This window comes from Lysobacter sp. A289, from assembly GCF_054072675.1.
The window spans coordinates 1,620,265-1,647,002 of the sequence record NZ_JBSVRN010000001.1 but is presented as its reverse complement, the minus strand read 5'-3'; the positions used below and the strand labels follow the sequence as shown (position 1 = coordinate 1,647,002).

The following is a 26,738-nucleotide window of genomic DNA, read 5'->3' as shown; positions in this document are numbered from 1 at the left end:
TAGTGGTTCGCAGTTACCTCGGGATTATAAGCGGTTGCACGGACGGCCGGGCGCGCTTCGTCTGCGCGAGTGCAAAGCCGTACCATGAGGGCCCCTCGAATCCCTGGGATTTCCGTGCGTTCATTGCAATCGGCTGGCGGCTTGCGCCGGCTAACCTTCATCCTGGCCGGACTGTCCATGTTCGGCCCGTTCGCGATCGACACCATCTTCCCCGCGTTCCCGGCGATGGGGGTCGAGTTCGGCGCGGACAAACTGGCAATGCAGCAGACCATCAGTGTCTACCTGATTGCCTATGCAGTGACCAGCTTGCTGCATGGGCCGCTTTCGGATGCGTTGGGGCGGCGCAAGGTGATCCTGGGTGGCTTGACGATATTCACCCTCGCCTCGGTGGGCTGTGCACTGTCGACCGACCTGACGACGCTGCTGGTGTTCCGTGCGGTGCAGGGATTGTCGGCCGGTGTGGGCCTGATCGTGGGTCGGGCGGTGATTCGCGACGTGCTGCACGGCGATGACGCGCAACGCTTGATGAGCCAGGTATCGATGATCTTTGGCATCGCGCCGGCGATCGCACCGGTCATTGGCGGCTGGATACTGGGTTGGAGCCACTGGTCGATGATTTTCTGGTTCCTGGTGGTGTTCTCGGTGGTGCTGCTGGGCGTGACCTGGCGGATGCTGCCGGAAACCCATCCGGTCCAGGCACGCTTGCCGATGGTGCCGTCGCGGCTGTGGCGCGACTATCTCGCGATCCTGCTCAACCCCCGCTTCCAGCGACTGGCCGCGTGCGCGGCGCTTAATTTCGCTGCGTTGTTCCTGTTTATCGCCTCGGCGCCGGCGTTCGTGCTCGACTTGTTGCAGCGCCACGGGCAACCCATGGATGAAGGGGATTTCGGCTGGTTCTTCATCCCCATGATTGGCGGGATGGTGGCGGGTGCCTATCTGTCCGGCCGAGCCGCGGGCAGGATCAGTGGGTCAAGGTTGGTGGCGATCGGTTTCTCGGTGTCCGGAGTCGCCGTTGCGCTGGGGCTGGGCTACAACCTATGGACCGATACTCCACAAATGCCCTGGGCGATCATCCCGATCAGCCTCAATGCGTTCGGCATCGCTTTGGTGTTCCCGATCGTGACCCTGGCCATCCTGGACATGTATCCGCGCATGCGTGGCGCAGCCTCGTCACTGCAGGCATTCACCTCGCTGGTGCTGAACGCAGTGATTGCCGGCGTGGTTTCGCCGTGGCTCAGCCATAGCGCGTTGTGGCTGGCGCTGGCGGCAGCGGTGTTGGTATTCACGGGCTGGTTGTTCTGGCTGTGGGAGTCGCTATCGGCGCGGACTGCCGCGGGCAACAGCCATGGCGCGGGCAGGATGCCAAACGAGTCGATCTGACCGGCCGTTGGGCCGGTCAGATGTCACACGACAAAGGCCGGCTTGCGCCGGCCTTTGTCGTTCCTGCTGCCCGGATCGCCGGGTGATGAGTATCGCGACTCAGTTGTCGGTATCGGCCTCAGGTGGCATGTCGGCCTCGGGTTCGGCTTCCGCCTTTGCTGCGGGCTCGGATCCAGGCGTGGACACGGCGGCGGCCGCCGTCGCGCTGGGCTGCCAACCGCAGGTACCGCCTTCGTTTTGTTGCTTCAGCCAGCCTTGCAGCGGGGCGAAATACTCCAAAATCGCGGACGCGTCCATCTGCTCGCCACCGGTCAATTCCTTCAGGGTCTGCTGCCACGGCTGGCTGGCGCCCTTGCTCAACATCGCCTGCAGCTTCTCACCCGCCGCCGTGCTGCCGTAGATGCTGCACTCGTGCAGCGGGCCGGTGTAGCCGGCCGCATCGCACAGTGACTTGTAGAACTGGAATTGCAGGACGTGGGCGAGGAAATAGCGCGTGTACGGAGTGTTACCCGGCACATGGTATTTGGCGCCCGGATCGAAGAACTCCTCGCCGCGTTCCTGCACCGGCGCCACGCCCTGATATTTGGCCTTCAGGTCCCACCAGGCCTGATTGTATTGATCCGGCGTGATTGAACCGTCGAAGACGCCCCAGCGCCAACGGTCGATCATCAGCCCGAACGGCAGGAACGCGACCTTGGACAGTGCCATGCGCATCTGGGCATTGATCAGTGCCTCCTCGCCCTGCTGCTGGGCATCGACCAGGCCGATCGACTCCAGGTATTTCGGCGTCATCGCCAGTACCACGGTGTCGCCGATTGCCTCGTGGAAACCGTCGTGGGCGCCGGTCTGGAAGATCGGCGGCAGATCGTTATAGGCCATGTAGTAATACACGTGGCCCAGCTCGTGATAGATCGTGGTGAAATCTTCCTCGTTGGGGTGGATGCACATCTTGGTGCGCACATCGCCTTCCATGTTCATGTCCCACGCGCTGGCGTGGCAGACCACGTCGCGGTCGCGCGGTTTGATGAACTGCGCCTTCTCCCAGTAGCTGTCGGGCAGTTTTTGCAAGCCCAGCGAGACGTAGAAGTCCTCGGCACGCTTGGTCATCTGTTTCGCCGAGGCGTCCAGTGCATCCTGCTCAAGCTGGGCCAGCGCGGCCGGACTGCGTTCGCCGGTGTACTGGGCGAGCTTCTGGGAGTGGATCTGGCGGTAGCGAGACTCCAGGGACGTGGTGATGTCGAGGCTGCCGGCATTCTCGTATGGCGCGACGATGTCCCACAAATTGCTCCAGTCCTGCTGCCACATGTTGCCCATCAAGTGCGCTGGCAACATGCCGCCGGCGACCTCGGCCTTGTCAGGGCCGTACTGGGTGGCCATCCGGGTGCGGGTATAGCAGTGCAGTTGCTCGTACAGCGGTTTGACCTGACTCCACAACCGGTCGGTTTCCGCTGCCAGTTCGACCGGACTCATGTCATAGCCCGAACGCCACATCTCGCCGGCATCGGCGAAGCCCATCTCATCGGCGCCCTTGTTCACCAACTCCACGAAACGCACGTAATCCTTGCGCATCGGCTGGGAAATCGTGTGCCAGCCGCGCCACGCGTCGAGTTGGGCGTCGTAATCGCGGCTGTTGCGCAGCACCTCTTCCAGCGCACCGAGTTGGCGACACTGTTTGGCATCACCTTCGCCGGTGCAGTACTCGCCGGCGCCGTAGATGCCTTCCATCTTGGTTGCTATGCGCGTCAGTTCGGCCAGTTCTGCCGGATCCGACGGTGCCGGCATCGAGGTGGAGAGCTTCAGCAGCTGGATCGCGCGTGCGGTTTCCGGCGACATTTGCTGGCCTTCGAAGCGCTTGGCCTGCTTGATCCAGGCGTTGAGCTGGGTCAGGTAGCGCTCGTTGGACTTGGCCGCCAGCAGTTGGGTGTCGTCGCTTATGTAGGTGGAGGACAGCCACTGCGGCGTGGTCAGCTCGGGGTACATCGCCTTGATCTCGGCATTGACCCGGGCGACGAACTGATCCGCCGTCTCGTCGGCCGGCGCGGCGGCTGTGGCAGCCGGGTGGGTTTCGCCAGGAATGGGGGATTTGTCGCAGCCGGCAAGCCCGAACACGGCCGCAGTAACGCTGATCGCCAGTAATGCGCGTGCGAGTTTCATCTGGGGAAGCTCCCTTTTGCATGAAGCGCGTGCGTCGCGCCGAACTTCAGAAGGCTAGAGACACCTCAAGCGCCGCGCAAGCGGGCATCAGGATGCGCCGCAAGAGCGGCCAACGCGTTGGGTGTGTCTCCATCGCTGCCTGGGGGCGCCGTCGGCAATGCGGGCGGCAGTCCGCTCAGATTGTGATGACTGACGCAAAATGTCACTTTGCCTTGAGCCGGGGAAAATGCCGCTTCTGCCGCTAGGGGAGATGGCAATAGAGGGGTTTTGCGTTGCAGCGGTCGCCAAGCATGCGTGCCGTTTGCGCTTAAAGTCGCTTAAGTTCCATTAAATTCTCTAAAAGTCAGATAAAGCGTAGATAAAGCATCACTGTAAATGCGGGTTTGAGAAGCCTGAATCACTCGTTTAGGTAGGGCCGGATGTCACAAAAAATTGATTTGACACCTCGATAGTTAACAGGAAGGGTGACGCTGAGCGGCAGGTTTTGATCCGGATGCTTGCTTGCGTATTTACCCGGTACGACTCACCCGGGACGACTCACCCGGGACGACTCACCTGGAGCGACAACGATGAGGAACGGCATGAAAAATACGGCTCGAATCCTGGCTATGACGGCAGCCCTGACGGTTGCGGCATCTGGGTCCGTCTTTGCGCAGAAGCAAGTCGTGATCAGTGGCAGCAACTCGCAGACGGTCAATGTCTCGGGAAGCATCAGCAACGAGGCGCGATCCGGCGCCACCGCCCAGGTCAACATCGGATCAATCAGCGGTAGCAAGGCCAAAGTCGGTAGCAATAGCCAAACGGTTTCGGTGAGTGGTTCGATCCACAACCAGGCCTCGGGCTCCGGCTCCAGGGCCATCATCAACATCGGTTCGGTCAGCGACGAATAACCGCACCTCCACCGCCTCCCATGTCAGGCCCGCCTGGGAGTGGTTTGCCAAAGGGCCAATGGCATGCGTACCCCCCTTTACCCAGAAGATGAGGAAATACCCATGAAGAAGTCATACGTGCTGTTGATCGCCGCCGCTGTATTGATGTCGAGCACCGCCTATGCCGAAGTGAAAATCGGTGGCAACAATACGCAGAAGACCAACGTCAAAGGTGCCATCGCCAACTCCGCGGTGGGTGCCTTGACCACGGCGACCCAAAACGTCTCGTCCAACAAGGGCAACGTCAAGATTGGTGGCAACAACACGCAGACCACCGACGTCATGGGCGCGATCGCCAACAGCGCGGTTGGTGCCGGGTCGAAAGCCGAGCAGAACGTTTCGTCGAACGAAGGCGAATAAACCTTGCTGATCAACGTCGCACGCATCGTGCGTCGATAGATGGCGGGGCGGCCGGCAGTGATGGCTGCCCCGCCCAGTGAGGTTGTAAATGAGGAGCAAATCGCATGAGCATGCTCACAATCAGCATCCGTACCGCCGGGCTGGCGCTGGCACTTACTGTCCTGGCGCCGCTGGCACAGGCGCAGCAGTCGGACGTCACCCCGCGTCGCGGGATCGACCCATGGGACAGGGCCAAGGTCAGCCAGGTCCAGGCCAAGCGTTGGCTCGGTTTTGGCACGCGACAGACCGCTGAGGACACCCAGGTCATCAATAGCGGGCCAGGTGGTGCCAAGACCTGCATCACCAATGTGGGCACCGTCACGCAATCGCCCACCACGGTCGGCAGTTTCACCCCGCGTTATGGCCCCAGCCCACGCGGCCAGCAGCAAGAGCGGGTAGTGGTGGTCAACGGCAGCGTGATCAACGTCTGCAAGTAGACGCCCCCGCCACATCAAGTGCATGTGCGCCGGATCCCGGTCGAGAGCGCTTGGGCGACATTTCCTTTCGACACGGATAAACACGACGGATGACAAAACTACAGGGGCACGCGCACACGGCGCGCGCGGGAGTAAAAGTGGTGGCGATGGCCGCTGCGGTGACGTTGCTGGCCGGTTGCAGCACGCTGGGCAAGAACGGCCCCCGCAAGCACACCGACTTCTACAACCAGATTGGGGTCGAGAACCAGCCAGTGGTGTGGCCCGTGCGTTCGGTCAGCAACTTCAACGACTCGCTGTCGTGCATGGATCGGATGCTGCGTGACAACCACATCAACCCGGTCACCATTACTTCCAAGACCATTCCGGATGCTTCCGGCAAGGTCTACGTTGCTGCGACGGATATGTTGATCACGTCATTGTCGGAGATGTCGCGACTGAGCAACACGTTCCGTTTTGTCGACTATGAGGTAAATCCGCTCAGCCAGGACACCGTGCAGACGCTCAGCGGTCTGATGTTGCAGAACAACCAGATGATGATTTCGATGCCGCAGCTGTACATATCCGGCGCAATCAGCTTCATGGACCAGAACGTCATGATCGACCGCCGCGGCCTGGGCGCCGCTTCCGAGGATGCTGAAATCGGCTGGTCCCGCGACCTGGCCGGCAGCGTCATGGGGATGGATTTCCACCTCGGCGACTTCATCAGCCGCACCCTGATCCCCGGTATCCATTCGGCGAACGAAATCACCATTGCCAACAAGGGTGCCGGTATTGATGTCGGCGGACGGATCAAGAAGGCTGGCGTGCAGATTGAGATCGGCAGCGATTTCTCGCAGGGCGTTGGCCCCGCCGCGCGGACCTTGATCGACCTGAGCATGATCGAATTGGTCGGCAAGTGGGCTCGGGTGCCGTACTGGCAATGCCTCGCGCTCGACCAGGCCCATCCCGAATTCCAGCGTCAATTGCGTCAGTGGTACCTGGAAATGGACGAAACCCAGCGGGTGGCGTTTTTTCAGCGTGGGCTGCGGGCACAAGGCTATTACACGGTCGACCCGACCCCACGCCTGATCACTGCAGAGTTGCGCAACGCAATCCAGCGCTTCCAGCTTGATCAAGGCGTGCTGGCATCGGGCCAGCTGAGCTTTGAAACCTATGAGCACCTCGCTCGTGACTACGTCCGCAGCGATGGGGATGGCCACTTCGTGAAGGTCGGGTGGGGCGATACCGGCGTGACCGCGAGCCATTTGCCAGTCGCCTCCCGCAGTGAGCCCAGGAATGGTGCCCCCGTGCTGGGCTCGACCAAGCCGCGTCCGCCGCAGGTCGACATCACCTTGCCGACACCCGGCAACGCGCGTCCGCTGGGTGAACTGCTTTCGTTCAACATCAGCGTCGACCGGACCGCGTACTTGCAGTGCTACTACCAGGATGCAAAAGGCACGATTGCGCAGATCTACCCCAATCCGTTGCAGCCGTCCGGTGTAATCGAAGGCAATCGCGCGCTGATGGTGCCCGATATTGGTAATCCGCAGAGTTTCGCGATCGAGCTGACGGCGCCGGGCACCGAGGAACTGCGCTGCCTGACCAGTCCGCTCGATCCCTCGTCGCTGCTGCCGGCCCAACTGCAGGCGCCGGTACTGACGCCCATCGACGCGGTATCGCTGGATGCGGTGGAGCAGGCGTTCCGGTCGGCGGTCGGGGCCAGGGTTGGCGCGGGCAGTGCGCAATGGTCGGTTACACCATGACTGCGGCGGGCCTGCGATGATCGGTTGGGTGATCGCAGGCGATCGGCGTGGCACCCTGTTTTGGGGCGCCGCGTTGCTGATCGGGCTGGTCGCTGTGGTTCATGCGGAGATCGTGCCGGTAACGCCACCGTTGGTGCCCGCAGCTCCGCAAATTCCGGAGTCCCCGGAAACTGCAGTCGGCACGTCGAGCATGGTCTCCACCGCAGGCATGGGGGCGGAGATCGTGCCGCCTCGCCCCAAGCCGGTCGGTGCTGCCCCCACGGCGGCCGGGGAAGTAGCCCCTTCGCCGGACTTGGCGCTCCCCGCGCCGCCGTCCAGCAGCAATATCGTTTGGCCGTCGAACCCCGCCGGGATCGAACCCGCGAGCGACGATAGCGCGGTCGTGATGGACACTCCGGGGGTGGAGGGTGGCGCCGTGATGCCGATGGAAGCTGCGGCGGAAGTCGTGGCGGGATCGGATGATCCATTGCAGCAGGCGCTGGCGGCCTATCGGGGCGATGCGGATCCGCGCAGTTACGCCGAGGCGGCGCGTTGGTTCAAGGTTGCTGCTGACGCAGGTGACCGCCGAGCGGCAATGGCATTCGCCTACCTGCAAGGACTCGGTCTGGGCGTGGCGCGAGATCCGGCCGCCGCGCGGCGCAGCCTGCAGCAGATCAGTGCCGCTGGCGTCGCGCGGGCCGACTACCTGCTCTCGCTGCTGTTTGCTGCCGAGCGACGTCGCGGTGGCGAGAAGCAGCAGGCCGCACTACGTGAGCGGGCGGCCCGTGGCGGTGATGGCGTCGCTCAAAATGCCATGGGTGTGCACTATCAGTTACAAGGCGACCGCACCACGGCGCAAATGTGGTACCAGCGTGCAGTCGACAATGGCAGCGCGGCTGCCAAGCTCAATCTCGCCAGTCTGGCGCGCGGCGATGAAGCCCGTCGACAAGTCGAGGCCGGTGCCGAGGCGGCCGCCGACGGTGATGCCGAGTCCCTGTACGCGCTGGCCCGTCGCTACCATCGCGGCGATGGCGTGCCTGTCGATTATGGCAAGGCCTTACGGCTGTACCGGGATGCAGCGGCGCAGGGCAGCAAGCCTGCCTTGCAAATGCTTGGCCTGATCCAGGCGCGTACGCTCCCCGGTGGTGGCTTCGACCCGACCTGGATGCGGCAGTTGGCTTCCGCGGCTGTGGGCCAGTCGGGAGGCAACCTGGTTTCCAACATCACTTCGGCCGCGCAGCCGCGACTCGACGACCCGTTGGCCGGACTTTCCGATCTCGGCCTCTGACTTCCACTGAATATTTTCCCCGCTCAGTGGGCCCCCGACAGGAGCATTCCGTGACCTTCCATAACCAGACCCGCCACAACCAGACCCCCCACAACCAGACCCCCCACAACCAGACCCGCCTTAACCACACCGAGGCTAGTCAGACCGCTCGCAGCCGTTCTTGTCTCATGCTCGCGTTTGGCGGACTCCTGTTGGCCTCACTGGCGATGCCGGCACTTGCCCAGAGCGTGGATATCGACGCCGACGGCAACGTCAGGATCGACGCGGGCGACGGTACCGTGATCCAGGCCGGTGCCGCCGGAACCGAGGTGCGCACGCACGGAGCCACGGTGGAGGCGAGCGGCCAGCAAAACCTGTCTTCGCGCACCGGCAACTATCAAACCGATGGCGACAACACCCAACACACGCATGTCAACGATGGCCAGGTCAGCGTCCAAGGCGATGGCGGCGTGCACATCATGAGTGCCGGCGGCGGTCGAGCAACCAGCACCGTCAATGGACGGACCACAACGTCGTCTTCGTCCTCGGAGCGCGGTGGGCCGACGAGCTACGCCAACCAGGATCTGGCCGGGAGAGATTTCGCCGGCCGGCGACTGGCGGGCGTGACGTTCGTCAACGCCCACTTGGGTGGCGCCAGCTTCCGTGATGCGATCCTGGTCGAAGCCAACTTCGCCAATGCCAATCTGGATAGCGTCGACTTCCGCGGGGCCAACCTGCAAGACGCCACGCTGACCAATGCGCTGCTGTCGGGCGCGCGTTTCGAAGGCGCGACCTGGGTTGACGGCCGTATCTGTGGCAGTGGCTCCGTTGGCGTTTGCCGCTGAGCGAGCCGAGCCGAGCCGTACGTCCGCTCGCCTGCGTGGCCACGCCTGACCGCGGTCAGGGTATCTAGACGATCAGGCGCCGGTGCGGCAGCTCGACCAGCCCGCGCTGGGCCAACCAGTGCCAAGCACTATCGGAGTCGCGTTCAAAATACGCCCGCGCCGAGCCGAGCCTGAAGGTGTAGCCCCACGCGTCCATGTCGGCCAGTATGCGATCGCGGCCGACATCGGGCAGCTCGTCGCCCAGTAACGCCTGCAACACGCAAACCGCATCCTCCTCATCAATGGAGTCGGTGGCGTCGGTGTGCACGGCAGCGCGACGCTCGGGCGGCAACACGATCAGGTGCGCCGCCTCATGCAGCAACGAGTGCACTGGCGTATCGGCGCGGGCATGGACGGTGGCGCCGATCAGTCCGGCCTCACAGTCGCCCCAATAGCTCCCCGGAATGGGCTCGCCATCGGCAACCTTTGCCAATTGCAGTCCATACCGTGCCAGTAACGCGGCAGGAGCGGCGAAGCCGGTGTCAGCAAGCGTGAGCATCGGGTCTTGTCCGAAGTCCTTGTCCGGACAATGCGTCGTGTTCAGTTTAGCCGTTGGCGAACGCCCGTGATTCGGCTTTTTCGGGCAGGCAGACCGAGATATCCAGCACCTTGTTGTCGCCTTCGCCCATCAGGTCGACCTTGACCGCATCGACGTCGACGTTGACGTATTTCCGGATCACCTCGAGCAATTCGCGTTGCAGCATCGGCAGGTAGTCGGGTCCGCCACGGGTGGCGCGCTCGTGGGCAACGATGATCCGCAAGCGGTCCTTGGCGACCGAAGCCGTCTGCTTCTTGACCAGCAGGAAATCGAACAAACCCATGTCTATCCTCCGAACATTTTGCTGAAGAAACCCTTTTTCTCGGGGTTCACAAACCGCATTGGACGGGTGTCGCCAAGCAACCTGGCAACGGCGTCATCGTAGGCCTGTGCCGCGTCGGTCTCGTTGTCGAGGATGACCGGCTCGCCCTTGTTGGAAGCGTGCAGGACGTCGGTGGACTCGGGGATGACGCCAATCGTCTTCAAACCCAGGATTTCCTCCACGTCACCGATGCTCAGCATCTCACCGGACTCTACCCGTTTGGGGCTGTAGCGGGTCAGCAGCAGGTGTTCCTTGACCCGCTCGCCGTTCTCGGCGCGGCGGGTCTTGGACGCCAGCAAGCCCAGGATGCGGTCGGAGTCGCGCACCGAGGAGACTTCCGGGTTGACCACCACGACCGCCTGGTCCGCAAAATACATTGACAGGTAAGCACCTTTTTCGATGCCGGCGGGGGAGTCGCAGACGATGTAGTCGAAGTCGTCGGCGGCCAGATCGTCCAGGACCTTCTGCACGCCTTCAACCGTCAGCGCATCCTTGTCCCGGGTCTGCGAGGCGGCCAGCACGTACAGGTTCTCGAAACGCTTGTCGCGGATCAGTGACTGCTTCAGGGTCGACTCGCCATTGACCACGTTGACGAAGTCGTACACCACGCGTCGCTCGCAACCCATGATCAGGTCCAGGTTGCGCAAGCCGACGTCGAAGTCGATGACGGCCACCTTGTGGCCGCGGCGTGCGAGCCCACAGGCGAGGCTGGCGCTGGTAGTGGTCTTGCCCACGCCCCCCTTGCCCGAGGTGACAACGATGATTTCGGCCAAGTTCAAATCCTCCAGTTCATGGGTGCTGCGGGGGAATGCATCGATGTAGTGTCTGCAGCGCCCGCCGAGATGCCAGGCCGCCTGCAACTGCCCGGTTGCCGATTGGGCGCAACGCGACAGCATGCACGGTTTTCGCTCACGGTGTGTCCAGTGCGGCCAGCTGCAATTGTCCGTCTTGCAGCCAGGCCTGGACGGCGCGACCACGCAACTCCGTCGGAATGTCTTCCAGTACCTTGTAGTGGCCCGCGATGGCGATCAGTTCGGCATGGAACTCGCGACAGAAAATGCGTGCCTGTTCATTGCCCTGGGCGCCGGCGAGGGCGCGACCGCGTAACGGGCCATAAATGTGGACGGAGCCGTCGGCAATCACTTCTGCACCAGCACTGACGCCGGTCAGCACGGTGAGGTCGCGGTGATCTGCGTAGACCTGCTGGCCGGAACGAACCAGCGTCGCATGGATCATTCCCGGGCTTGCCTTGCTTGTGGCCGCCTTCGCAGGAGTTGCTGGTTGCGGGGCCGCCTTTTCACGCGGCGGGGCCGCCGCTGGCACCGCGGCCGGTGAAGCTGCGGGTGAGGTCTCGTCCCCGCGCTCGTACTGGGCGCGGAACTTGGCCAGAAGCGGCAAGCCAAGGGCATCCGCCAGCTGCTCGGTATCACTGGAACCATAAGCCAGGGCGACCGGTAGTACGCCTGCTTGGCGCAACCCGTCCATCAGCGCACCCGCGGTGGCCAGGTCGGGCATCTGGCCCAACCCGCCAAAATCGATCACCACGGCCGCGTTCTTGAACAGGTTGGGCGCGCGTTGCACCCGGCTGCGCATTTCCTCGGTCAACCTGGGGACATCCAGCGAGCGTATGCGCAGGTTGGCAATTCCGACCTGGCCGATCTTGAGCTCACCGGCGGGCTCGTAATCCGTCACCGCCGTGCTCAACGGTTGGTCCCGGTCAGTCGTGCCGCCAGGTCTTTGCCGGGCAGCGTGCGTGGGCGAGCCCATGGCAGGCTTGGCAGGTTCTCGCCATAGGCCTGGCGGATCCAGGCGTAGCTGCACAATTGCTTCATCAGCATTGCCGCGCGCAGCCCGGTGCCGTCCATGACGTGTTGCCCGACTTCGCGGAATCCGAAACTGCCGTGGAACAACAGCACCGGATCGCTGGAACCATCCAGGAAGATCTCGCAAGCCATCTGTGGGTAGCGCAATTCCGCATAGCTTTGGGCATCGGCATAGAACGCCCGGCCGACACCGCCGCCGCGTCGGCGGCTGGCCACTACGATGCGGTCAATGTAGAAAAAACCCGGGTGGCGTTGGCAGAACCAGCGGAAATTGCTGCTGTCATGCGAGGCATGGCTGCCCATCCCGATCAGGAAACCGGCCAGGGTGCCGTCACGCTCGGCGACACGGAAATACTCGGCCGTTTCGAAGAAATGGCGCAATCGCCCGGCGTCCAGTGGCAGGATCGCAGGTCCGGCAGCGTTGTTGAGGGCAAGGACGGAATCCAGCTCGTGCTCAAGCACGTCGCGGACAACGATCGACATTCCGGGCTCCAAGGGTTGTTACTTCACGTGGGGTCGCGTTTCCAGGGCCAATTATCGCATGGGTCCCGGCGTGCGGCGAACAGATTTCAATCGACCGATGCGGCCCGGCCCGCATTCAGCATGACTTTCGACGCCCCCTCATGCCACCCGATGCCGGTAGCATGCGGTGATGCTGAGCCGCCTTAACCACAGCCGACTGTTGCGCTTCGCCGGCCTCCTCACGTGGGGCATGGTCGGGCTGTGGCCGATTCAGCTATGGCTGGCTCCGGGCGGGCTGGAATTCCTGCCGGCTGTCAGCGGCCAACCGTTTTATCTGCTGATCGCGCGTTGGGTCGCTTTGTACCTGACTTTCGGCGGCGCGTACTGGTGGCTGACCCGCGACCTCGGGCCGCGCCGCACCGACTACCTGTCCCTTGTCCTGCTGCTGGTGCTGACGATCTGCGCGGTGGGCATCAGTTATCTGTCGCGTACCGGTCTGGGCAGTGTCCTGCTGATGGTGGTGGCTGGACTGCTGCCATGGCTGTTATCGCTGCGGGTGGGAGTGGGTTGGCTGGTCGGGGGCAACCTTGCGATCACGCCGGCGTTTGTCGCGTTGGGCATGCCGGTGCTGGTGGCCTTGATGCAGTCGCTGGCATATATGGGGTTTTCCAGTCTGGTGTTTGTCACCGCGCTGGTGGCCCGACAACAGGCACAGGCCCGTGAGGAACAACGTCAGTTGAATGCCGAGTTGCATGCCACGCGCCTGCTGTTGGCAGAAAGCGCGCGAATCAATGAGCGCACCCGCATCTCCCGTGAGCTGCATGATTTGCTGGGTCACCACCTGACGGCGTTGAGCCTGAACCTGGAAGTTGCCGGCCATCTGACCGATGGCCGGGCGAAGGAGCACGTCGTCCAGGCCCATACCCTGGCTCGCTTGCTGCTGACGGACGTGCGCGAAGCGGTCAGCCATTTGCGGGTGGAAAAGGCGATTGACCTTGCGCTGACCCTGCGTCCGTTGGCCGAGAATATCTTCACCCCGAAGATCCACATGGATATCGAGGAGCCGCTGACCGTTGACGATCCCGAGCGCGCACATGTGCTGTTGCGTTGCACCCAGGAGATCATCACCAACGCGGTGCGCCATGCGGGTGCCGACCATCTGTGGATCCATTTGAGGCGCGAAGATGGATGCATCGTGATGACGGCGCGCGACGATGGGCGAGGTGCCGGCCAGGTCGCCATCGGCAACGGACTGCACGGCATGCGCGAACGCCTCGCCCAGTGCGGGGGTGATTTGACCATTGAAACCCGGCCACAGGCAGGCTTCCGCCTGCATCTTGTGTTGCCGCTGTCGGCAGACGCTGTGGCGGCTACTCGCGAAGGAGTGAATGCATGACCCCCAATCCGATCAAACCCCGTGATCCGGACAAGCCGATAACCGTCCTGATCGTCGATGACCAGACCCTGGTTCGCCAGGGAGTGCGATCGCTGCTGGAACTGGCCGAGGGCATCGAGGTGGTTGCCGAGGCTGGCGACGGCAAGCACGCGGTCGAGCTCATACCGCAGATCCAGCCCGACGTGGTGCTGATGGACATGAGGATGCCGGTGATGTCGGGGCTGGAAGCGCTGCAGGAGCTGGCCCGCCGAGGCCAGCTGCCGCCAACGATCATCCTGACCACGTTTGATGACGACCAGATGGTGCTGGCGGGGATCAAGGCCGGGGCCAAGGGCTACATGCTCAAGGATGTGTCACTGGAGCAACTGGTTGGAGCGATCCAGACGGTGGCCGGTGGCGGCTCTCTGGTCCAACCGGCAATGAGCCAGCGCCTGCTGTCGGGGCTGGAACACATGCGCAACGAGTTCGTCAGCCTGGATCGGCCCGATCCGTTGACCGAACGCGAGACGGAAATACTGCGATTGATGGCGGGAGGGTTTTCCAACAAGGAGATCGCCAATTCGCTGGGAGTGGCCGAAGGCACCATCAAAAACCACGTCTCCAACATCCTGTCCAAGCTGGGCGTGCGCGATCGTACGAGAGCGGTGCTGAAGGCATTTGAGCTGCAGTTGGTGTAAATACCGGACAATTTCGTGATTCTTGTGACCTGGCTGGCATGCGACAGACCCGTTTTCCTTGCTAGGATTACGGGTCTGCCCCCCGTCCCATTCCGGGTCTGGCCCTGGAGAGAACCTGTATGACCCGTTTGATCGAATTCCTGATTTCGCTGGCAATCGTGGCCGTGGCGTTTCTCGTCATCGGTTTCTTCCTGCCATCCACCCGTCACATCCAGCAGTCGGTGGAGACCAATCGAAAGATCACGATTGTCTATGACACCCTCAACAGCTTTGCCCGTTTCGACGATTGGAACGTGCTTCCGCTGCGGGATCCAGAGATGGATATCAAGCTTACCGGCCCGGACAGCGGGATTGGCGCGCAGTTGGACTACAGCTCTGATGCGAAGGGCGTGGGCGACGGCAGCTGGAAGCTGGTGGACAGCCAGCCGCGCAAAAGCGTGAGCTTCGAGGTCGTCAACAACGAGCCTGGCAGCAACAAGCGCACCAGCTACATACTGGAGCCGACCGGACGCAGCAATCGCAACGTCAAGATCACCCAGATCTACGACGTTGATTACGGCATGAACCTGTTTGGTCGCTATGCCGGCATGTATGTCACCAGCGGCATGGGTGATCGCATGAAGATGAGCCTGAACCGGTTCAGCAACATGCTCGCTGCGGTGCCGAACTACGACTATGCGGAACTCAGCAAGGACAACCCGGAGATGGCTCCGAAGGTGATCGAGCGGCCGGCGGTCAACATGCTGATAGTCGGTGCGGCCGTGGAGCGCAACAACGACGTGGTCCAGCGCACGATGAAGAACAACATGCAGTGGATCGAGAAGGTCATGAAGGCCAATGATCTCGAACCTGCGGGCCCGGTGCGCATCATCACCAACGAGTTTGGTGCCGAAACCTATGCGTTCGATGTTGCCCAGCCGGTGCGCAAGGCCGGCAGTGGCGCGGACAAGAAGCCGGCTGCCGACGAGACGGACGGCGACGAGAGCGAAGACGATGCCGGCGCGGATGCCGCCGATATCGCCGCCGCCAATGCCGCGCCAGGCCCGGCGGTGAAGCTGGACATCAAGCTGGAAGGCCCGGTGACCCATGTGTTCGAGGCGCCCGCCAAGGTGGCCATGGTTCCGTTTGTCGGTCATATGGCCAACATGCCCAAGGTGCGTGATGCCCTGCGCGCCTGGGTGATGACCCGCGGCGACGAAACCGCTGGACGTCCGTACGAGGCCTGGATCAACGGTATCGACAAGGGCTTTACCGAGGAAGGCGATTTCGAGGTGTACTGGACGCTGCGCTAAGCAGACGCTGTACCCAACCTGAGATGCGCCGCGGATCCCGCGGCGCATTTTTTTTGGATGCCGTGATGGGCAGGCCTGCTATCTTGAGCGACCTGTCGCGAGACCATTGAATGATCCCGACCGCTGATCCAACCCGGGTCGCCCGGCCCCTGCGGGCACTTGCCGCACTGGGCGCAGTGCTCGCCGCCACCTCGGTCGCACTGTTCGCCTACGCCGCCCATTCCGCCGAGCCTGAGGTCCAGGCGAGCCTGCACTCGGCGGCGCTGTTCGCGTTCGGCCACGGCATCGCGCTGGCCGCGCTGGCCCCGATTGCAAGGCGGCGACTGGCGGCGATCGCGCTGGGGATGCTGTTGCTTGGCACGCTGCTGTTTTCCGGCAGCCTGGCCAGTGCGCACGGGTTCGGCACACCGACCTCGCTCGCACCGCTGGGCGGCGGCCTGATGATCCTCGCCTGGCTGCTGTGGGCGGCCGACAGCGTGAGGCGCTGAGATGCCACGGCATTCGCGCGGATTCGATACCGCGGCGGCGCATGCCCACCTGGCCCGGCGCGATCGCAAGCTGGGCAGCTGGATGCGCCAGATCGGCGTGATCGACCCCGATCCCCGCTGGCGCAAGTCGTTCGACCCGGTCGATGCGCTGGCCCGCGCGATCCTCTACCAGCAGCTCAGCGGGAAGGCCGCGGCGACGATCGTCGGACGCGTCGAGGCGGCGATCGAAAGCGACCGCTTCCACTGCGACACCCTCGGCCGTTGCGACGATCCGACCCTGCGCGCCTGCGGTGTGTCCGGCAACAAGCTGCTGGCGTTGCGCGACCTGGCCTTGCGCGAGGCGGCCGGCGAGATTCCGACCTTGCGGCGGATGGCGACGATGGACAATGACGCGATCATCGACGCGCTGGTGCCGGTGCGCGGTATCGGCCGTTGGACCGTCGAGATGATGTTGATGTTCCGTCTCGGTCGCCCCGATGTACTGCCGATCGACGACCTCGGCATCCGCAAGGGCGCTCAGATGGTCGACAAGCTCGAGGTGATGCCGAAGCCGAAGCAACTCGCGCAACTCGGTGAACGCTGGGGGCCATACCGCAGCTACGCCAGCTTCTACTTGTGGAAGATCGCCGATTTCGCGGTCGAGGCGAAGGCGCCGACCAAGCGCTCGCAGGACTGAGCCGGACTCCGTCTGGTCATTCGGTTTTTTGGGGAGCCCAGCGCCAGTGCCACGGCTCGTAGACGATGCCGTGGGGATTGTCGCGGGGGTAGCTCATGGCGAAGCCGTGGCCGCCGGCGGTGGCGGTCAGCCAGTCGAACGCGGGCGTCTGTTCGAAGTTCTCCTCGGCCGGCGGTTCGCCCGGGGTGCCGATGTCGAGGGCAAAGCCTGAGTGGTGCTCGCTGTAGCCGGGCGCGGCATTGACCCGCAGGATCTCCGGGACGGCTTGCCCACGCGCGAGTTTTCTCTCGAAGATGCCCAGCTGGTAGTCATGGCTGCGATAGCCCGAGATCGCATCCAGCACCACGCCTGCGCGGCTAGCGGCCTCACGCAGGTGGGTCCACGCACGGGCGGCGCCGGCGCGCAGCCACAACGGCCGCCGGTAGCGGTCCAGGCCGGCCAGGGTGAGCCAGCCCGGCTCGGCTACCAGCGGCAGGCCGGTGCGCTCGCCATAGCCGTCATCCAGGCCGAGTGCGTCCAGCCGTTCACGCAGGCCGTCCAAGGGCAGTTCCTCCGGCTGGAGCCGGCTCGACCAGGCGAGGCCTGGATGGAGCACGCCGCGCTGCTTCGCCAGCACCTCCAGGGCCGCCGTGACGCCGGGCTCCCGGGTCAACCGGGGAATCAATGGCACAAGGCCTTCGGTCAGTTGCGCCGCGAGATAGCGGCCATCGCGCTTGCGTCGCAGTATGTAGTTCGCGCGCGACAGGATGCGGGCATCGTGGTTGCTGCGCGCACGCAGCAGCCCGCTGGGCCACAGTTCGACCTTCGGGGTGTTGATCAGCAGCTTGGGTTGGCCACGCATGTCGGTCAGGTTAGATCGGTGCGGCCGATGGTGCCAATCCGGACTCTTCCCGCGAACCCGCCGCTCACTGCTTGATCCACGCCGCGATGTCGTTGATCAGTGTTGCATCCACGTGCCCGGGGGTCTGGTAGTCCTGGATTGAGCCGCGTCCTTCGCCGGCGATACCCAGATGGTTTACCAACGGGTAGTACTTGAAGATCACGTTGTCGCGGTCGGACAGGGCGCTCTTCCACAAACGCCAGTCGGTGTCGATTACCTGGAAATCCCGGCCGCCCTGCAGCAGCAGTATTGGCAGGTTGCTGGCGAGTGCATCGGCGACTGGATCAATGCGGTCGAAGCCGCGCCAGTAGGCGACCGGCAAGCCCAGCGGAGTGTCGGTCGCCTGCATCGGCTGGTCACTGCGGATCCGGGCGATGCTGGCGTCGAGTTCATCCAGGAAGTCCTGCTCGGCCGGGCCAATGGAACCATCGGCATTGAACAAGTAGCGGTTCTGTTCCGGCAGCAAGTCCAGCAGCGGGCGTGCCGGTGTGGCCAGCATGATCAGACCGGCAACGTGTCCGGAATGCGCGGCAATGCGTGGCGCCAACATCGCACCCTGGCTATGGCCGAGCACGTAGACGCGCGCCGGGTCGATGCCGTCGGTGGCGCGCAGTGCGGCGACCGCAGCGACGGCGTCATCGGTGGTTTCCTCGTCCACCTCGTAGTCGCCATCGGCGAAATCCTGCGGTCGCGCCTTGCTGCGCTTGTCATAGCGAAGTACCGCGATGCCGTGTGATGCCAAGCCGCGGGCGATGTCCAGGAACGGCCGGTTGGGGCCGACGGTCTCGTTTCGATCCTGCGGGCCGGAGCCATGTACCAGCACCACCCCAGGCACTCGCTGGCCCGTATTGGCGACGCTCCGGGGCATGGCAAGCGTGCCAGGCAAGGTCTTGTCACTTTCACCGACGCTGAAATCGCGTTCGATGAACGTCGCATCCGCGGCCAGTGGTGGCACCGGGGTGGCTTTTGCGGCCGGCTGGACCAGGAACCCGGCAATCCTGCCTTCGGCGGTGATGACGATCTGCGCGATCACGCCGGCGTCCCCGTAGTCCAGCGGCATGACGACGATATGCATGCCGTCGTGCTGGGTGACGGTGGCTTCACCGCGGCCGCCAGCGGGGCCGAGCTGGACGGGCAATTGCTCCCACACCAGCTTGAGCTTCTCGACCGGCACCGATGTCGCCATCCGGTCGGTGAATGTGGCCTCGGCGGCGGCGTAGTCGCCGGCATCCAGTTGGTCGAGAAACCGGGAGGCGATGGCCTGCGGGTCGAGCACAGCCGCGGCGGGCGTGGTGTCGGTCGCGGCGGTTGCGACACGGGCCGGCAGGCTGGCAAGCAGCAGCGAGAGCCCCAGTGCAATCATTGCCGCGCGCATGTCAGGCCGCCCGCTTGAGGATCAAGCGTACCTGGTCGAATGGGTTGACCTGGTTGGCCGCTACCAGTTCCCAGCCTTCCTGGCCGAGGCGGTTGAGCTCTTCTTGCAGGCGCTCGGTCATTGATGGCCCCAGCATGTTGGGGTTCATCTCCACCACTTCGTAGATCCACGGTGTGCTCATGGGTTGGTTTCCTTGCTGGAAGGTGCCGGGCAGTCGGCCGGCCTTGCGTAACGCGTCTGGTAAAACATACTCGATCTGCGCGTTGAGGCTGCGGCGTGGCCTCGTCAGGGCGTGATCCGGTACAGCGGTGCGGGAATGAATTCGCCGGTCGCATACAGGCTGCGGCCATCGGCGGTCCAGCCCAGTGCTTCGGCCTGCGGCAACCACGGCAACAGGCTGGTGCGGGGCTGATGGGTCACGGCATCGGCCCAGTCGCCACCCTCGGTACGCGGGTACAGCAGCAGGTAGCGGTAGGTCATCACCGCCAGGGTGGTGCGGTCTGGTGATACCGAGGCAGCGGTGACCTGGCTGCCCAATGGCGTTCGTCCTGCCGCTTCGGTCGGCGTCTGGCCGGTGCGCGTGGCAGAGGGCACCCCCGCCAGCGTGCCGACCCGGGTTGCGGTGAGCAGCTCCCGCTCCGGTGGCTTCAGCGGTAGTACGAACAGCTCTGGCGGCTGGCGCTTCTTGGAAACCAGCAGGATTTCGCCGCGCTCGGGATCCACCGTGACCGCCTCGCAATCGGACGGCCCGTCGGGCCAGCGGAAGGCGATCGACCAGGCGGGTTTCAGGCGCGCGTTGGTGAGCGTCGCCGGTTCCTCGATCACGTGCAGCTGCAGGCTGTGGCGCAAACCACCGTTGTCGCCGGTGTCGGCGATCAGCAGGTAACGCTTGCCACCGAACTCGAACGCTTCCATGTCCTCCCAATCGGTCTTGGTCACGCCTTCGATGGTGTAGGTCGCCAGCCGACGGCCGCTGGTGCTCACGGCGAACAGTCGCGCCGGATTGCCACCATCGTCATGCATCCACAACACGTCCGGGTGCAGCGATGAGGCGGCCAGGCCGCTGATCTCATCGAGCTGCATGTCCAGCAGGACGCCGCTCATGCGCGCTTCGGTGGCATGGGTGGTGGCATCGTCGGAACGCGTGCAAGCCGGGACCAGCAGCGCCAGCAAGGCGGCGATGGTGATTCGCGACAGCAATAACGGCAGGCGAGGGCGCATACCGGAAGGATCGCATGCGCCTGCCGTCGCAGGAAACGCGGTACCGCGACCGATTGGCGGAAGTTAGACTGCCTCGACATATTGGACACAGCTGTCCTCATCGACCGGTATCACCCATCCATGCCTGAAACCACGACTGAAACCCCGACACAAACCCAGAGCAAGACCGCGCAGCCCGGTGTCGAAACCGGCTCCGTCAGCCTTGGTACCCCGTTGTCACCGCATGCGTTCCGCGTGTTGCTGCTTGGCTCTGGCGAACTGGGCAAGGAGCTGGCGATCGAGTTGCAACGCTTTGGCGTTGAGGTGATTGCGGTCGATCGCTATGCCGACGCCCCGGCGATGCAGGTGGCCCACCGCAGCCACGTGATCGACATGCTGGACGGAGCCGCCATCCGCGCCGTGGTCGCCGCGGAGCAGCCACAGCTGATCGTCCCGGAAATCGAGGCCATCGCTACCCAGACCCTGGTCGAGCTCGAACTCGGCGAGCCCGGCCGGCGTCCCGACGGCCGCCCGATGCGGGTGATCCCGACCGCCCGCGCGGCGCAGTTGACCATGGATCGCGAGGGCATCCGCCGGCTGGCGGCGGAAACCCTTGGGGTCGCCACGTCGCCCTACCGCTTCGTTGATACCCTGGCCGACTACCGCGTCGCGGTCGCGCAGATCGGCCTGCCGTGCGTGGTCAAGCCGGTGATGTCGTCGTCAGGCAAGGGCCAATCGCTGGTGCGCTCCCAGGCCGATATCGACAACGCCTGGGAGTACGCCCAAACCGGAGGACGTACTGGCGCGGGGCGCGTGATCGTGGAGGGGTTTGTCGATTTCGAATACGAGATCACCCTGCTGACCGTGCGCCATGCCGGTGGCACCACGTTCTGCGCGCCCATCGGGCACACCCAGGTGGACGGCGATTACCGTGAGAGCTGGCAGCCACAGCCGATGTCGGCGCTGGCGCTGGAGCGTGCGCAGGCGATGGCTAAGGCGGTCAGCGATGACCTCGGTGGCTGGGGCGTGTTTGGCATGGAGTTTTTCATTAAGGGTGATGAGGTCTGGTTCAGCGAGGTTTCCCCGCGGCCGCATGACACTGGGCTGGTGACCCAGATCGGACAGGACCTGAGCGAGTTCGCCCTGCACGCACGTGCGATCCTGGGGCTGCCAATACCGGTGATCCGCAGTCATCCCGCTTCCGCCTCCTGTGCGGTCTTGGCGCACGGGCACGGTGTGCCGGTGTTTCACGGAGTCGATGCGGCCTTGGCCCAGCCCGACACCCAACTGCGCCTGTTCGGCAAGCCGCGAGTCGAGGGCCAGCGCCGGGTCGCGGTGACGCTGGCGTTGGGTGAGGATGTCGAACAGGCCCGCGAGAAGGCGCGCCATGCCGCCGCGCAGTTGCGGGTAGAGCTGCGCTGAGCGGCCAGGAAAATTCGGGTGTGAACCACCCAACCATCCAACCACCACCAACGCACCAGGAGTCCCGATGGACGACCACAACGGATATGCCGTGTTCTTCTTTCCACAAGCGCTGGAGGCGCTGGGTGAAGCGATAAAACCCTACCTGGGCGAGGGCAAGGCCGGCGTCCACGTAGTCTGTCGCGAAGTCGATACCGGCGGTTCGATGATCAAGATGACTCTTGACGGGCGCACCAGCGCCGGGGAGTCGATCGAGCTGGAGTTGATGGTGCCTGGCAGCATGGTGCGAATGATCGCATCGGCCCGCAGCGAAGAGGCTTTCGGGTTTGGCCCCAGGGTCGCGGTGCCGGTGGCAGTGCCGGCCACCGGGGAAGAAGAGCCGAAGCCTCCGGCCTGAGCCAGGCGGCTTCGGCCGCTTGCGTCGACTTACCGGGGCACGACCACATCCAGCCATACCAGGTGATGGTCGCTTGCCGCGGCGATAGCGCTTCCCGGCTCGCCAGTGACGGGCCAGAAAACCCCGCCATCGGATATCCGCAGATCCCTTGATGGCAGCACGTAATCCAGTCGAAGTGTGCCTCCCTTGGGTCCGAAGTCGCCGGTGTGGGTGGCGACATCGCCATTGCGCGGGAGGGCCCGCTCACCCGCCCGTTCGATCGCGCCGTTGCTGCGGGGCACGAAGCTGGCGTTGACCCGGGGGTTGTCCAGCAATTGCGCGATGGCACCGGGTACGCCATCGCCATCGACAGGGTCGGCGTTGTAGTCGCCGACGATCACGAACCGCGCATCGCCGGGCAGTCCTCCGCAGCGGCCACGGTCGTCGCACAACCACGGCGTGTCGCCCGACGAGATGTACTCGGCCCACAGGCGGATTTCATCGGCATTGCGCAATCCGTTGCGGTTCTCGGGGCCATCGAATACCGGCGGGGTCGGGTGGGCCGCCAGCAGGTGGACGGTGCCCATCGGGGTGGCGATCGGTACGTCCCAATGCGATTTGGATGACAGGCGCAACTGCGACCAGACCTGCGGTGGATACCATGACTCGCCGCTACGCGGATCACGCGGTGCCCGGGCGTCTGGCATGGCATTCCACTTCAGACGCTGGAAGCTGCGTACCGCGGCTGGGTCAATCGGGTACCGCGAGAGCACCAGCATCCCGTACTGGCCGGGATGCAAACCGTAACCCCAGGCATCGTTGCCGCGGTCACGGCCGGTTCCGCCGACCTCGCCGTTGCTGTCCAGGTCCAGCGCACTGGGTACGCCGGTATTGACCGGGGCGAGATAGCGATAGGGGTAGTGCAGTGGCTCGCCGCCCCCGGGTTGGCTGAGCTCCAGATAATTTTGCTGGAACAGATCGGCCGCTTGTCCGGCCGGGTCGTAGTCGAACTCGTTGAGCAGCACGACGTCGGGGCGCACACGTTGCAGCACCGCTGCGATCTTGCTCGCGTGCTCGTCGTTGGCTGACAGCTGTTGCACCAGGCCACCGGCGGACTCGTGGTACAGCGAGGTGTTGTAGGTCGCCACGCGCAGGGTGCTGTCGTTCATTGATTCGGTCATGTTGTCAGCCCAGGCGTCTGGGTCGCCGTGGATGGCGACCCGAACGCAGCCGGCCGTGGCAAGGGCCACCAGCACGATGGCGAGGATCAATGCGCCCTGAGGTCGACGGCGGCGCAACGGAAGTAATCGGTATCGCGGCAGTGTCATTCAGCAGCTCCATCATCATTCAAATCGTGCCAATTACGCCCGTCGAACTGCTCCAACGGACGGAACCGGCGCTTGTAGTCCATTTTCGGGTGGGTCGCGATCCAGTAGCCCAGGTACAGATAACGGTGCTGCTGGCTGTGGGCCCATTGCAGTTGCTTGAGGATCGCCAACGTTCCCAGTCCACGCTGGTGTTCCCGCGGATCGTAGAAGGTATACACCGCCGACAACGCGTCCTCGATGACATCGGTCACCGCGACTGCCAGCAGCCGGCCTGGACCATGTGCTTCCGGCTCGCGCAACTCGATGAAGCGACCGGTGTTCCACAGCCCGCCGAGGAACTGGTCGAACTCGGTGGCACCGTGCCCATCCATGCCTCCGTCCTTGTGGCGCGCGGCAAGGTAACGCTGGTATAGCGCCAACTGCTCATCGGTGCGCTCGGCTGGCAGTACCCGCATTTCCACTCGCGCGTTGCGCGCCAGGCAGCGGCGTTGACTGCGATCGGGGCGGAAGCGCTCCACCGGGATCCGCACCGCGACACAGGCTTGGCAACCCTGGCAATGCGGCCGGTAGACGATACCGCCGGAACGACGAAATCCCCAGCCCAGGGCCATCGGATAGCGCTGGGCCAATTGCGGATCGCACGGATCCAGCACCAGGTCACGTGCAATCCGCTGCGGCCAGTAGCCACAGGGGTGTTCGGCGGTGTGGAACAGCCGCAGGTCGTCGAGGTTCCGGCGTGGATCGTTGCCCATGGCACCAGCATAGCGCTGCCCCCGACCGTAGGGGCAGCTCTAGAACTGCATCAAACCGCGACTTTCGACGTGCTTGATGACGTCGTCCACTTGCCACTGACCATCGTCATGGCGCGAGACCTCCAGCGTCTTGTAGCTGGCCCAGCCCCGGTGGTGATAGGCGGTGATCTGGACCGTGCCGCGGTCCGGTGCCGCCGGCCGGAATACCGCCACATCAAGAATCGTTGCCAGCTGCCCGGAGGCGCGGTGGCGGCTGCCCTGATCCTCGTCGGCAATCTCGACACATGCCGTGGCCGGCACCAGGGTTGGCTTGGCAGCAGGCAGGGAGGCAATGAGGGCGGGTGACGCATCGCCGCCGTCGACTCCCAGGCACGCGACCGGGGTGTCGACGCTGCCCAGCTCGCTGGCGAACACGACGCGGGCAACGGGAGCCAGGGTCGCGGCGATGGAGCCGTCGAACGGAGGGACGGCAAGCTGCGGCTCAACGGCGACGGACGGCGGCGCGGGAGGCTGGTTGATGGTGTGGATCATGCCGGCGACCATCACTGCCGCGATCAACCCGAGCAGGCCCAGCTTGATGCGCGTCAGTCGCTTGCGGGCGGGCGTCTTGTGGGCAAGTTGGACGGCGGTGCGGAACGTTGGCATGGCATAGCCATGCTCGTCGTGGCTGCCGGGGCGGGTGGAGTCGATCAAGCCGCCCTGTCGCAACAAGGTGCGCGCCTGGGCCTGCTGGTCGGAGCGCACGACCCACACCGCCGACTCCGGCGCGGATGGGTCGGAATAGCTGAAATGGCGGCGCCGACTGCCCTTGTAGGATCGCCCATTGGTGATACGGACCTCGATCCCCGCTTCGCGCAACAAGGTTGCGACACCTTCGGCGTTCTCCAACCTGGGGCTGCTGAAAACCTTGCGCATCGGCGAACCTTCAGCCCCTGGCCGGGACGTGGGCCGCGGCAGCCGCGTCGGGCACCACGCGGATCAGGCCTTCCTGCGCGGTACTGGCGACCAGCCGGCCGCCGCGATCGAAGATCTGGCCCCGGGCCAACCCGCGCGACCCCTGCGCGCTGGGACTGTCGATCGAGTACAGCAGCCATTCGTCGGCGCGGAACGGCCGGTGGAACCACAGCGCGTGATCCAGTGACGCCATCTGGACGTTGGGCTGGTAGTAACTGATGCCATGCGGAAAAGTCGCCGTGCCCAGCAGTTGGAAGTCGGAGGCATAGGCAAGCAGTGCGCGGTGCAGCTCCGGCGCGTCGCCGACCCGCTCGGTCAGCCGGAACCAGACTTGCTGATGCGGCGGTCGCTTGGGTGGATTTAGCTCGTCGCGCGGGTAGACGTGGCGGAACTCGAACGGCCCCTCCCGCGACAGCCAGCGCTGGATCTTGATCGGCAGCGTCGCCATGACCTTCTCCGGCACTGCAGGTGACGACTCGATGTCCTCGGGCATCGGCACCGATGGCATCGACAGCTGGTGCTCGGCGCCCGGTTCCACGTCCTGGAACGAGGCGGCCATGAAGAATATCACCTGCCCGTGCTGGATCGCGGTGACCCGGCGGACCGAGAAACTGCCGCCATCGCGGGTGCGGTCGATCTGGTAGACGATCGGTGCGTTGATATCGCCGGCGCGCAGGAAGTAGGCATGCAGCGAGTGCGCGGCGCGATCACTGACCAAGGTCTCGCGCGCCGCCGACAGCGCCTGCCCCAGTACCTGTCCACCAAACACAAATTTGGTGCCGATGTCGCGGCTCTGGCCACGGAACAGGTTGTCTTCCAGGCGTTCCAGCGAAAGCAGGTCGATCAGCTCGGAAACGGGAGGAGTCATGCAGGAGCGCCGGTACGGGAAGCCGGCAATTATAGCGGGAGCACGTTACCGGAACGGACGGCCCGGCCCGGCAGGCGCTCCAGCGTGGTGGCCTGCAGCAGCTGGTGCCACGGAAAGCGCGGTCCCGGGTCGCGTTTGCGCGGTACTTGCAAGCCGGGGTTGTCACTTGCCACGACCGAGGCGGTGTCGAGGTCTTCATGGCCGGCGATCCATCGCAGCGCGGGGTGGGTAGCGCAAAGCCCGGTCAACAGTTGGACCAATCCGGCAAGCTGCGCGTCGGTGTACGCCTCGTCCATCGCCTGGTGGCGCGAGTCCAGCCAATCGGGGTAGCGGCCGGTGTTGACCAGCTCGATCCCGATCGAGCGCGGGTTGTAACCCTGGGTATGGTGGGCGACGCGCGTGGTGGCCACGTACTGCTGCACGCTGCCGTCGCGGTCGATATAGAAGTGGCCACTGTTGCCAGTGCCAGACTGCGGATACAGCACCCGCTCGCCATAGGCACGGGCCATCGCCAGGTCGGGCAGCTCGGTGCAGTGGATCACCACCAGGTCGACCTCGCCGCGCGAACGAGCCTCCAGCAGATCCTGGTATGGCAACGGCCGCGCCACGATTGCCGGTGATATGGAGGATGGCGGAAACTCGGTCGACATGGCGCGGATGCTAGCATCGCGAACCCCAGCTCCCGCTGCGTGCCACGTGATTTTCGCCGTGGCGGCGGCACTCTCACACCCGGACCCA

29 protein-coding genes and 1 pseudogene are annotated in these 26,738 nt (G+C 64.3%); 14 read left to right on the top strand and 16 right to left on the bottom strand.

The window, feature by feature from the left end:
• Positions 1 to 114 precede the first annotated feature (114 nt).
• Positions 115 to 1,380: a multidrug effflux MFS transporter gene (locus ACW5DN_RS07560; protein ID WP_456962100.1), complete on the top strand. Its 1,266-nt coding sequence runs from the start codon at positions 115 to 117 to the stop codon at positions 1,378 to 1,380.
• 99 nt (positions 1,381 to 1,479) lie between these two features.
• Here the strand turns inward: ACW5DN_RS07560 and ACW5DN_RS07555 are convergent, their stop codons facing one another.
• The gene (locus ACW5DN_RS07555; protein WP_456962099.1) at positions 1,480 to 3,534 is read right to left on the bottom strand and encodes a M2 family metallopeptidase; all 2,055 of its coding nucleotides are present in this window, start codon (positions 3,532 to 3,534) and stop codon (positions 1,480 to 1,482) included.
• Positions 3,535 to 4,115: 581 nt separating this feature from the next.
• Here ACW5DN_RS07555 and ACW5DN_RS07550 point away from each other — a divergent pair.
• From ACW5DN_RS07550 to ACW5DN_RS07525, 6 genes are all read left to right on the top strand, one after another.
• Positions 4,116 to 4,424: a hypothetical protein gene (locus ACW5DN_RS07550; protein WP_456962098.1), complete on the top strand. Its 309-nt coding sequence runs from the start codon at positions 4,116 to 4,118 to the stop codon at positions 4,422 to 4,424.
• A gap of 102 nt (positions 4,425 to 4,526) precedes the next feature.
• Positions 4,527 to 4,823 carry a hypothetical protein gene (locus ACW5DN_RS07545; RefSeq protein WP_456962097.1) on the top strand — a complete coding sequence of 99 codons (297 nt, stop codon included), beginning with the start codon at positions 4,527 to 4,529 and terminating at the stop codon, positions 4,821 to 4,823.
• Positions 4,824 to 4,927: 104 nt separating this feature from the next.
• Positions 4,928 to 5,299, top strand: coding sequence for a hypothetical protein (locus ACW5DN_RS07540; RefSeq protein WP_456962096.1), 372 nt, complete (start codon positions 4,928 to 4,930; stop codon positions 5,297 to 5,299).
• Positions 5,300 to 5,388: 89 nt separating this feature from the next.
• Positions 5,389 to 7,041 carry a DUF4384 domain-containing protein gene (locus tag ACW5DN_RS07535; protein ID WP_456962095.1) on the top strand — a complete coding sequence of 551 codons (1,653 nt, stop codon included), beginning with the start codon at positions 5,389 to 5,391 and terminating at the stop codon, positions 7,039 to 7,041.
• Positions 7,042 to 7,069: 28 nt separating this feature from the next.
• Positions 7,070 to 8,308: a tetratricopeptide repeat protein gene (locus ACW5DN_RS07530; protein ID WP_456962094.1), complete on the top strand. Its 1,239-nt coding sequence runs from the start codon at positions 7,070 to 7,072 to the stop codon at positions 8,306 to 8,308.
• 50 nt (positions 8,309 to 8,358) lie between these two features.
• Positions 8,359 to 9,132 carry a pentapeptide repeat-containing protein gene (locus ACW5DN_RS07525; RefSeq protein ID WP_456962093.1) on the top strand — a complete coding sequence of 258 codons (774 nt, stop codon included), beginning with the start codon at positions 8,359 to 8,361 and terminating at the stop codon, positions 9,130 to 9,132.
• Positions 9,133 to 9,196: 64 nt separating this feature from the next.
• Here the strand turns inward: ACW5DN_RS07525 and ACW5DN_RS07520 are convergent, their stop codons facing one another.
• From ACW5DN_RS07520 to ACW5DN_RS07500, 5 genes are all read right to left on the bottom strand, one after another.
• Positions 9,197 to 9,670 (bottom strand): hypothetical protein, encoded by a 474-nt coding sequence (locus tag ACW5DN_RS07520; RefSeq protein ID WP_456962092.1) that lies wholly within the window; start codon positions 9,668 to 9,670, stop codon positions 9,197 to 9,199.
• A gap of 46 nt (positions 9,671 to 9,716) precedes the next feature.
• Positions 9,717 to 9,992, bottom strand: a complete 276-nt coding sequence (gene minE / locus ACW5DN_RS07515) for a cell division topological specificity factor MinE (protein ID WP_456962091.1) — start codon at positions 9,990 to 9,992, stop codon at positions 9,717 to 9,719.
• Positions 9,993 to 9,994: 2 nt separating this feature from the next.
• Entirely contained in the window at positions 9,995 to 10,804 is an 810-nt protein-coding gene (gene minD / locus ACW5DN_RS07510) for a septum site-determining protein MinD (RefSeq protein WP_456962990.1), read from the bottom strand.
• 136 nt (positions 10,805 to 10,940) lie between these two features.
• A complete protein-coding gene (gene minC, locus ACW5DN_RS07505; RefSeq protein ID WP_456962090.1) occupies positions 10,941 to 11,735 on the bottom strand; it encodes a septum site-determining protein MinC in 795 nt (264 codons plus the stop codon).
• Positions 11,732 to 12,337: a GNAT family N-acetyltransferase gene (locus ACW5DN_RS07500; RefSeq protein ID WP_456962089.1), complete on the bottom strand. Its 606-nt coding sequence runs from the start codon at positions 12,335 to 12,337 to the stop codon at positions 11,732 to 11,734. The genes minC and ACW5DN_RS07500 overlap by 4 nt, the downstream gene beginning before the upstream one ends.
• A gap of 169 nt (positions 12,338 to 12,506) precedes the next feature.
• On the opposite strand from ACW5DN_RS07500, the gene ACW5DN_RS07495 reads away from it, so the two are divergent.
• The 5 genes from ACW5DN_RS07495 to ACW5DN_RS07475 all read left to right on the top strand — a co-directional run bounded on the left by ACW5DN_RS07495 (position 12,507) and on the right by ACW5DN_RS07475 (position 16,845).
• Entirely contained in the window at positions 12,507 to 13,712 is a 1,206-nt protein-coding gene (locus tag ACW5DN_RS07495) for a sensor histidine kinase (RefSeq protein WP_456962088.1), read from the top strand.
• A complete protein-coding gene (locus tag ACW5DN_RS07490) occupies positions 13,709 to 14,389 on the top strand; it encodes a response regulator (protein ID WP_456962087.1) in 681 nt (226 codons plus the stop codon). Before ACW5DN_RS07495 ends, ACW5DN_RS07490 begins: the two co-directional genes overlap by 4 nt.
• 119 nt (positions 14,390 to 14,508) lie before the next feature.
• A complete protein-coding gene (locus tag ACW5DN_RS07485) occupies positions 14,509 to 15,681 on the top strand; it encodes a polyketide cyclase (RefSeq protein WP_456962086.1) in 1,173 nt (390 codons plus the stop codon).
• Between the two features lie 110 nt (positions 15,682 to 15,791).
• Positions 15,792 to 16,169, top strand: a complete 378-nt coding sequence (locus ACW5DN_RS07480; protein ID WP_456962085.1) for a DUF423 domain-containing protein — start codon at positions 15,792 to 15,794, stop codon at positions 16,167 to 16,169.
• Position 16,170: 1 nt separating this feature from the next.
• Positions 16,171 to 16,845: a DNA-3-methyladenine glycosylase family protein gene (locus ACW5DN_RS07475; protein ID WP_456962084.1), complete on the top strand. Its 675-nt coding sequence runs from the start codon at positions 16,171 to 16,173 to the stop codon at positions 16,843 to 16,845.
• A 16-nt stretch (positions 16,846 to 16,861) separates the two neighbouring features.
• On the opposite strand, the gene ACW5DN_RS07470 is transcribed toward ACW5DN_RS07475, so the two are convergent.
• The 5 genes and pseudogenes from ACW5DN_RS07470 to ACW5DN_RS07450 all read right to left on the bottom strand — a co-directional run bounded on the left by ACW5DN_RS07470 (position 16,862) and on the right by ACW5DN_RS07450 (position 20,321).
• Positions 16,862 to 17,686, bottom strand: coding sequence for a M15 family metallopeptidase (locus ACW5DN_RS07470; protein ID WP_456962083.1), 825 nt, complete (start codon positions 17,684 to 17,686; stop codon positions 16,862 to 16,864).
• A gap of 64 nt (positions 17,687 to 17,750) precedes the next feature.
• Positions 17,751 to 19,100, bottom strand: a complete 1,350-nt coding sequence (locus ACW5DN_RS07465; protein ID WP_456962082.1) for an alpha/beta fold hydrolase — start codon at positions 19,098 to 19,100, stop codon at positions 17,751 to 17,753.
• A 1-nt stretch (position 19,101) separates the two neighbouring features.
• On the bottom strand, positions 19,102 to 19,281 hold the full coding sequence (locus ACW5DN_RS07460; protein ID WP_456963067.1) for a DUF4177 domain-containing protein: 180 nt from the start codon (positions 19,279 to 19,281) through the stop codon (positions 19,102 to 19,104).
• A gap of 27 nt (positions 19,282 to 19,308) precedes the next feature.
• Positions 19,309 to 19,374: pseudogene (locus ACW5DN_RS07455) on the bottom strand (Arc family DNA binding domain-containing protein); the annotation flags it as partial.
• Positions 19,375 to 19,385: 11 nt separating this feature from the next.
• Complete coding sequence (locus ACW5DN_RS07450) at positions 19,386 to 20,321, bottom strand: hypothetical protein (protein ID WP_456962081.1); 936 nt, start codon at positions 20,319 to 20,321, stop codon at positions 19,386 to 19,388.
• A 120-nt stretch (positions 20,322 to 20,441) separates the two neighbouring features.
• Here ACW5DN_RS07450 and purT point away from each other — a divergent pair, with 120 nt between their 5' ends.
• Both purT and ACW5DN_RS07440 read left to right on the top strand, forming a co-directional pair.
• On the top strand, positions 20,442 to 21,722 hold the full coding sequence (purT, locus tag ACW5DN_RS07445) for a formate-dependent phosphoribosylglycinamide formyltransferase (protein ID WP_456962080.1): 1,281 nt from the start codon (positions 20,442 to 20,444) through the stop codon (positions 21,720 to 21,722).
• Positions 21,723 to 21,789: 67 nt separating this feature from the next.
• A complete protein-coding gene (locus ACW5DN_RS07440) occupies positions 21,790 to 22,119 on the top strand; it encodes a hypothetical protein (RefSeq protein WP_456962079.1) in 330 nt (109 codons plus the stop codon).
• 29 nt (positions 22,120 to 22,148) lie between these two features.
• On the opposite strand, the gene ACW5DN_RS07435 is transcribed toward ACW5DN_RS07440, so the two are convergent.
• Genes ACW5DN_RS07435 through ACW5DN_RS07415 form a run of 5 tightly spaced genes read right to left on the bottom strand, consistent with a single transcriptional unit; the run spans position 22,149 to position 26,650 of the window.
• Positions 22,149 to 23,426 carry an endonuclease/exonuclease/phosphatase family protein gene (locus tag ACW5DN_RS07435; protein WP_456962078.1) on the bottom strand — a complete coding sequence of 426 codons (1,278 nt, stop codon included), beginning with the start codon at positions 23,424 to 23,426 and terminating at the stop codon, positions 22,149 to 22,151.
• Positions 23,423 to 24,178 (bottom strand): arginyltransferase, encoded by a 756-nt coding sequence (locus ACW5DN_RS07430; protein WP_456962077.1) that lies wholly within the window; start codon positions 24,176 to 24,178, stop codon positions 23,423 to 23,425. Before ACW5DN_RS07430 ends, ACW5DN_RS07435 begins: the two co-directional genes overlap by 4 nt.
• Before the next feature lie 39 nt (positions 24,179 to 24,217).
• On the bottom strand, positions 24,218 to 25,093 hold the full coding sequence (locus tag ACW5DN_RS07425) for a hypothetical protein (RefSeq protein WP_456962076.1): 876 nt from the start codon (positions 25,091 to 25,093) through the stop codon (positions 24,218 to 24,220).
• A gap of 10 nt (positions 25,094 to 25,103) precedes the next feature.
• Positions 25,104 to 26,000 (bottom strand): acyl-CoA thioesterase II, encoded by an 897-nt coding sequence (tesB, locus tag ACW5DN_RS07420; RefSeq protein ID WP_456962075.1) that lies wholly within the window; start codon positions 25,998 to 26,000, stop codon positions 25,104 to 25,106.
• A 29-nt stretch (positions 26,001 to 26,029) separates the two neighbouring features.
• Complete coding sequence (locus tag ACW5DN_RS07415; RefSeq protein ID WP_456962074.1) at positions 26,030 to 26,650, bottom strand: N-acetylmuramoyl-L-alanine amidase; 621 nt, start codon at positions 26,648 to 26,650, stop codon at positions 26,030 to 26,032.
• Positions 26,651 to 26,738: the final 88 nt, after the last annotated feature.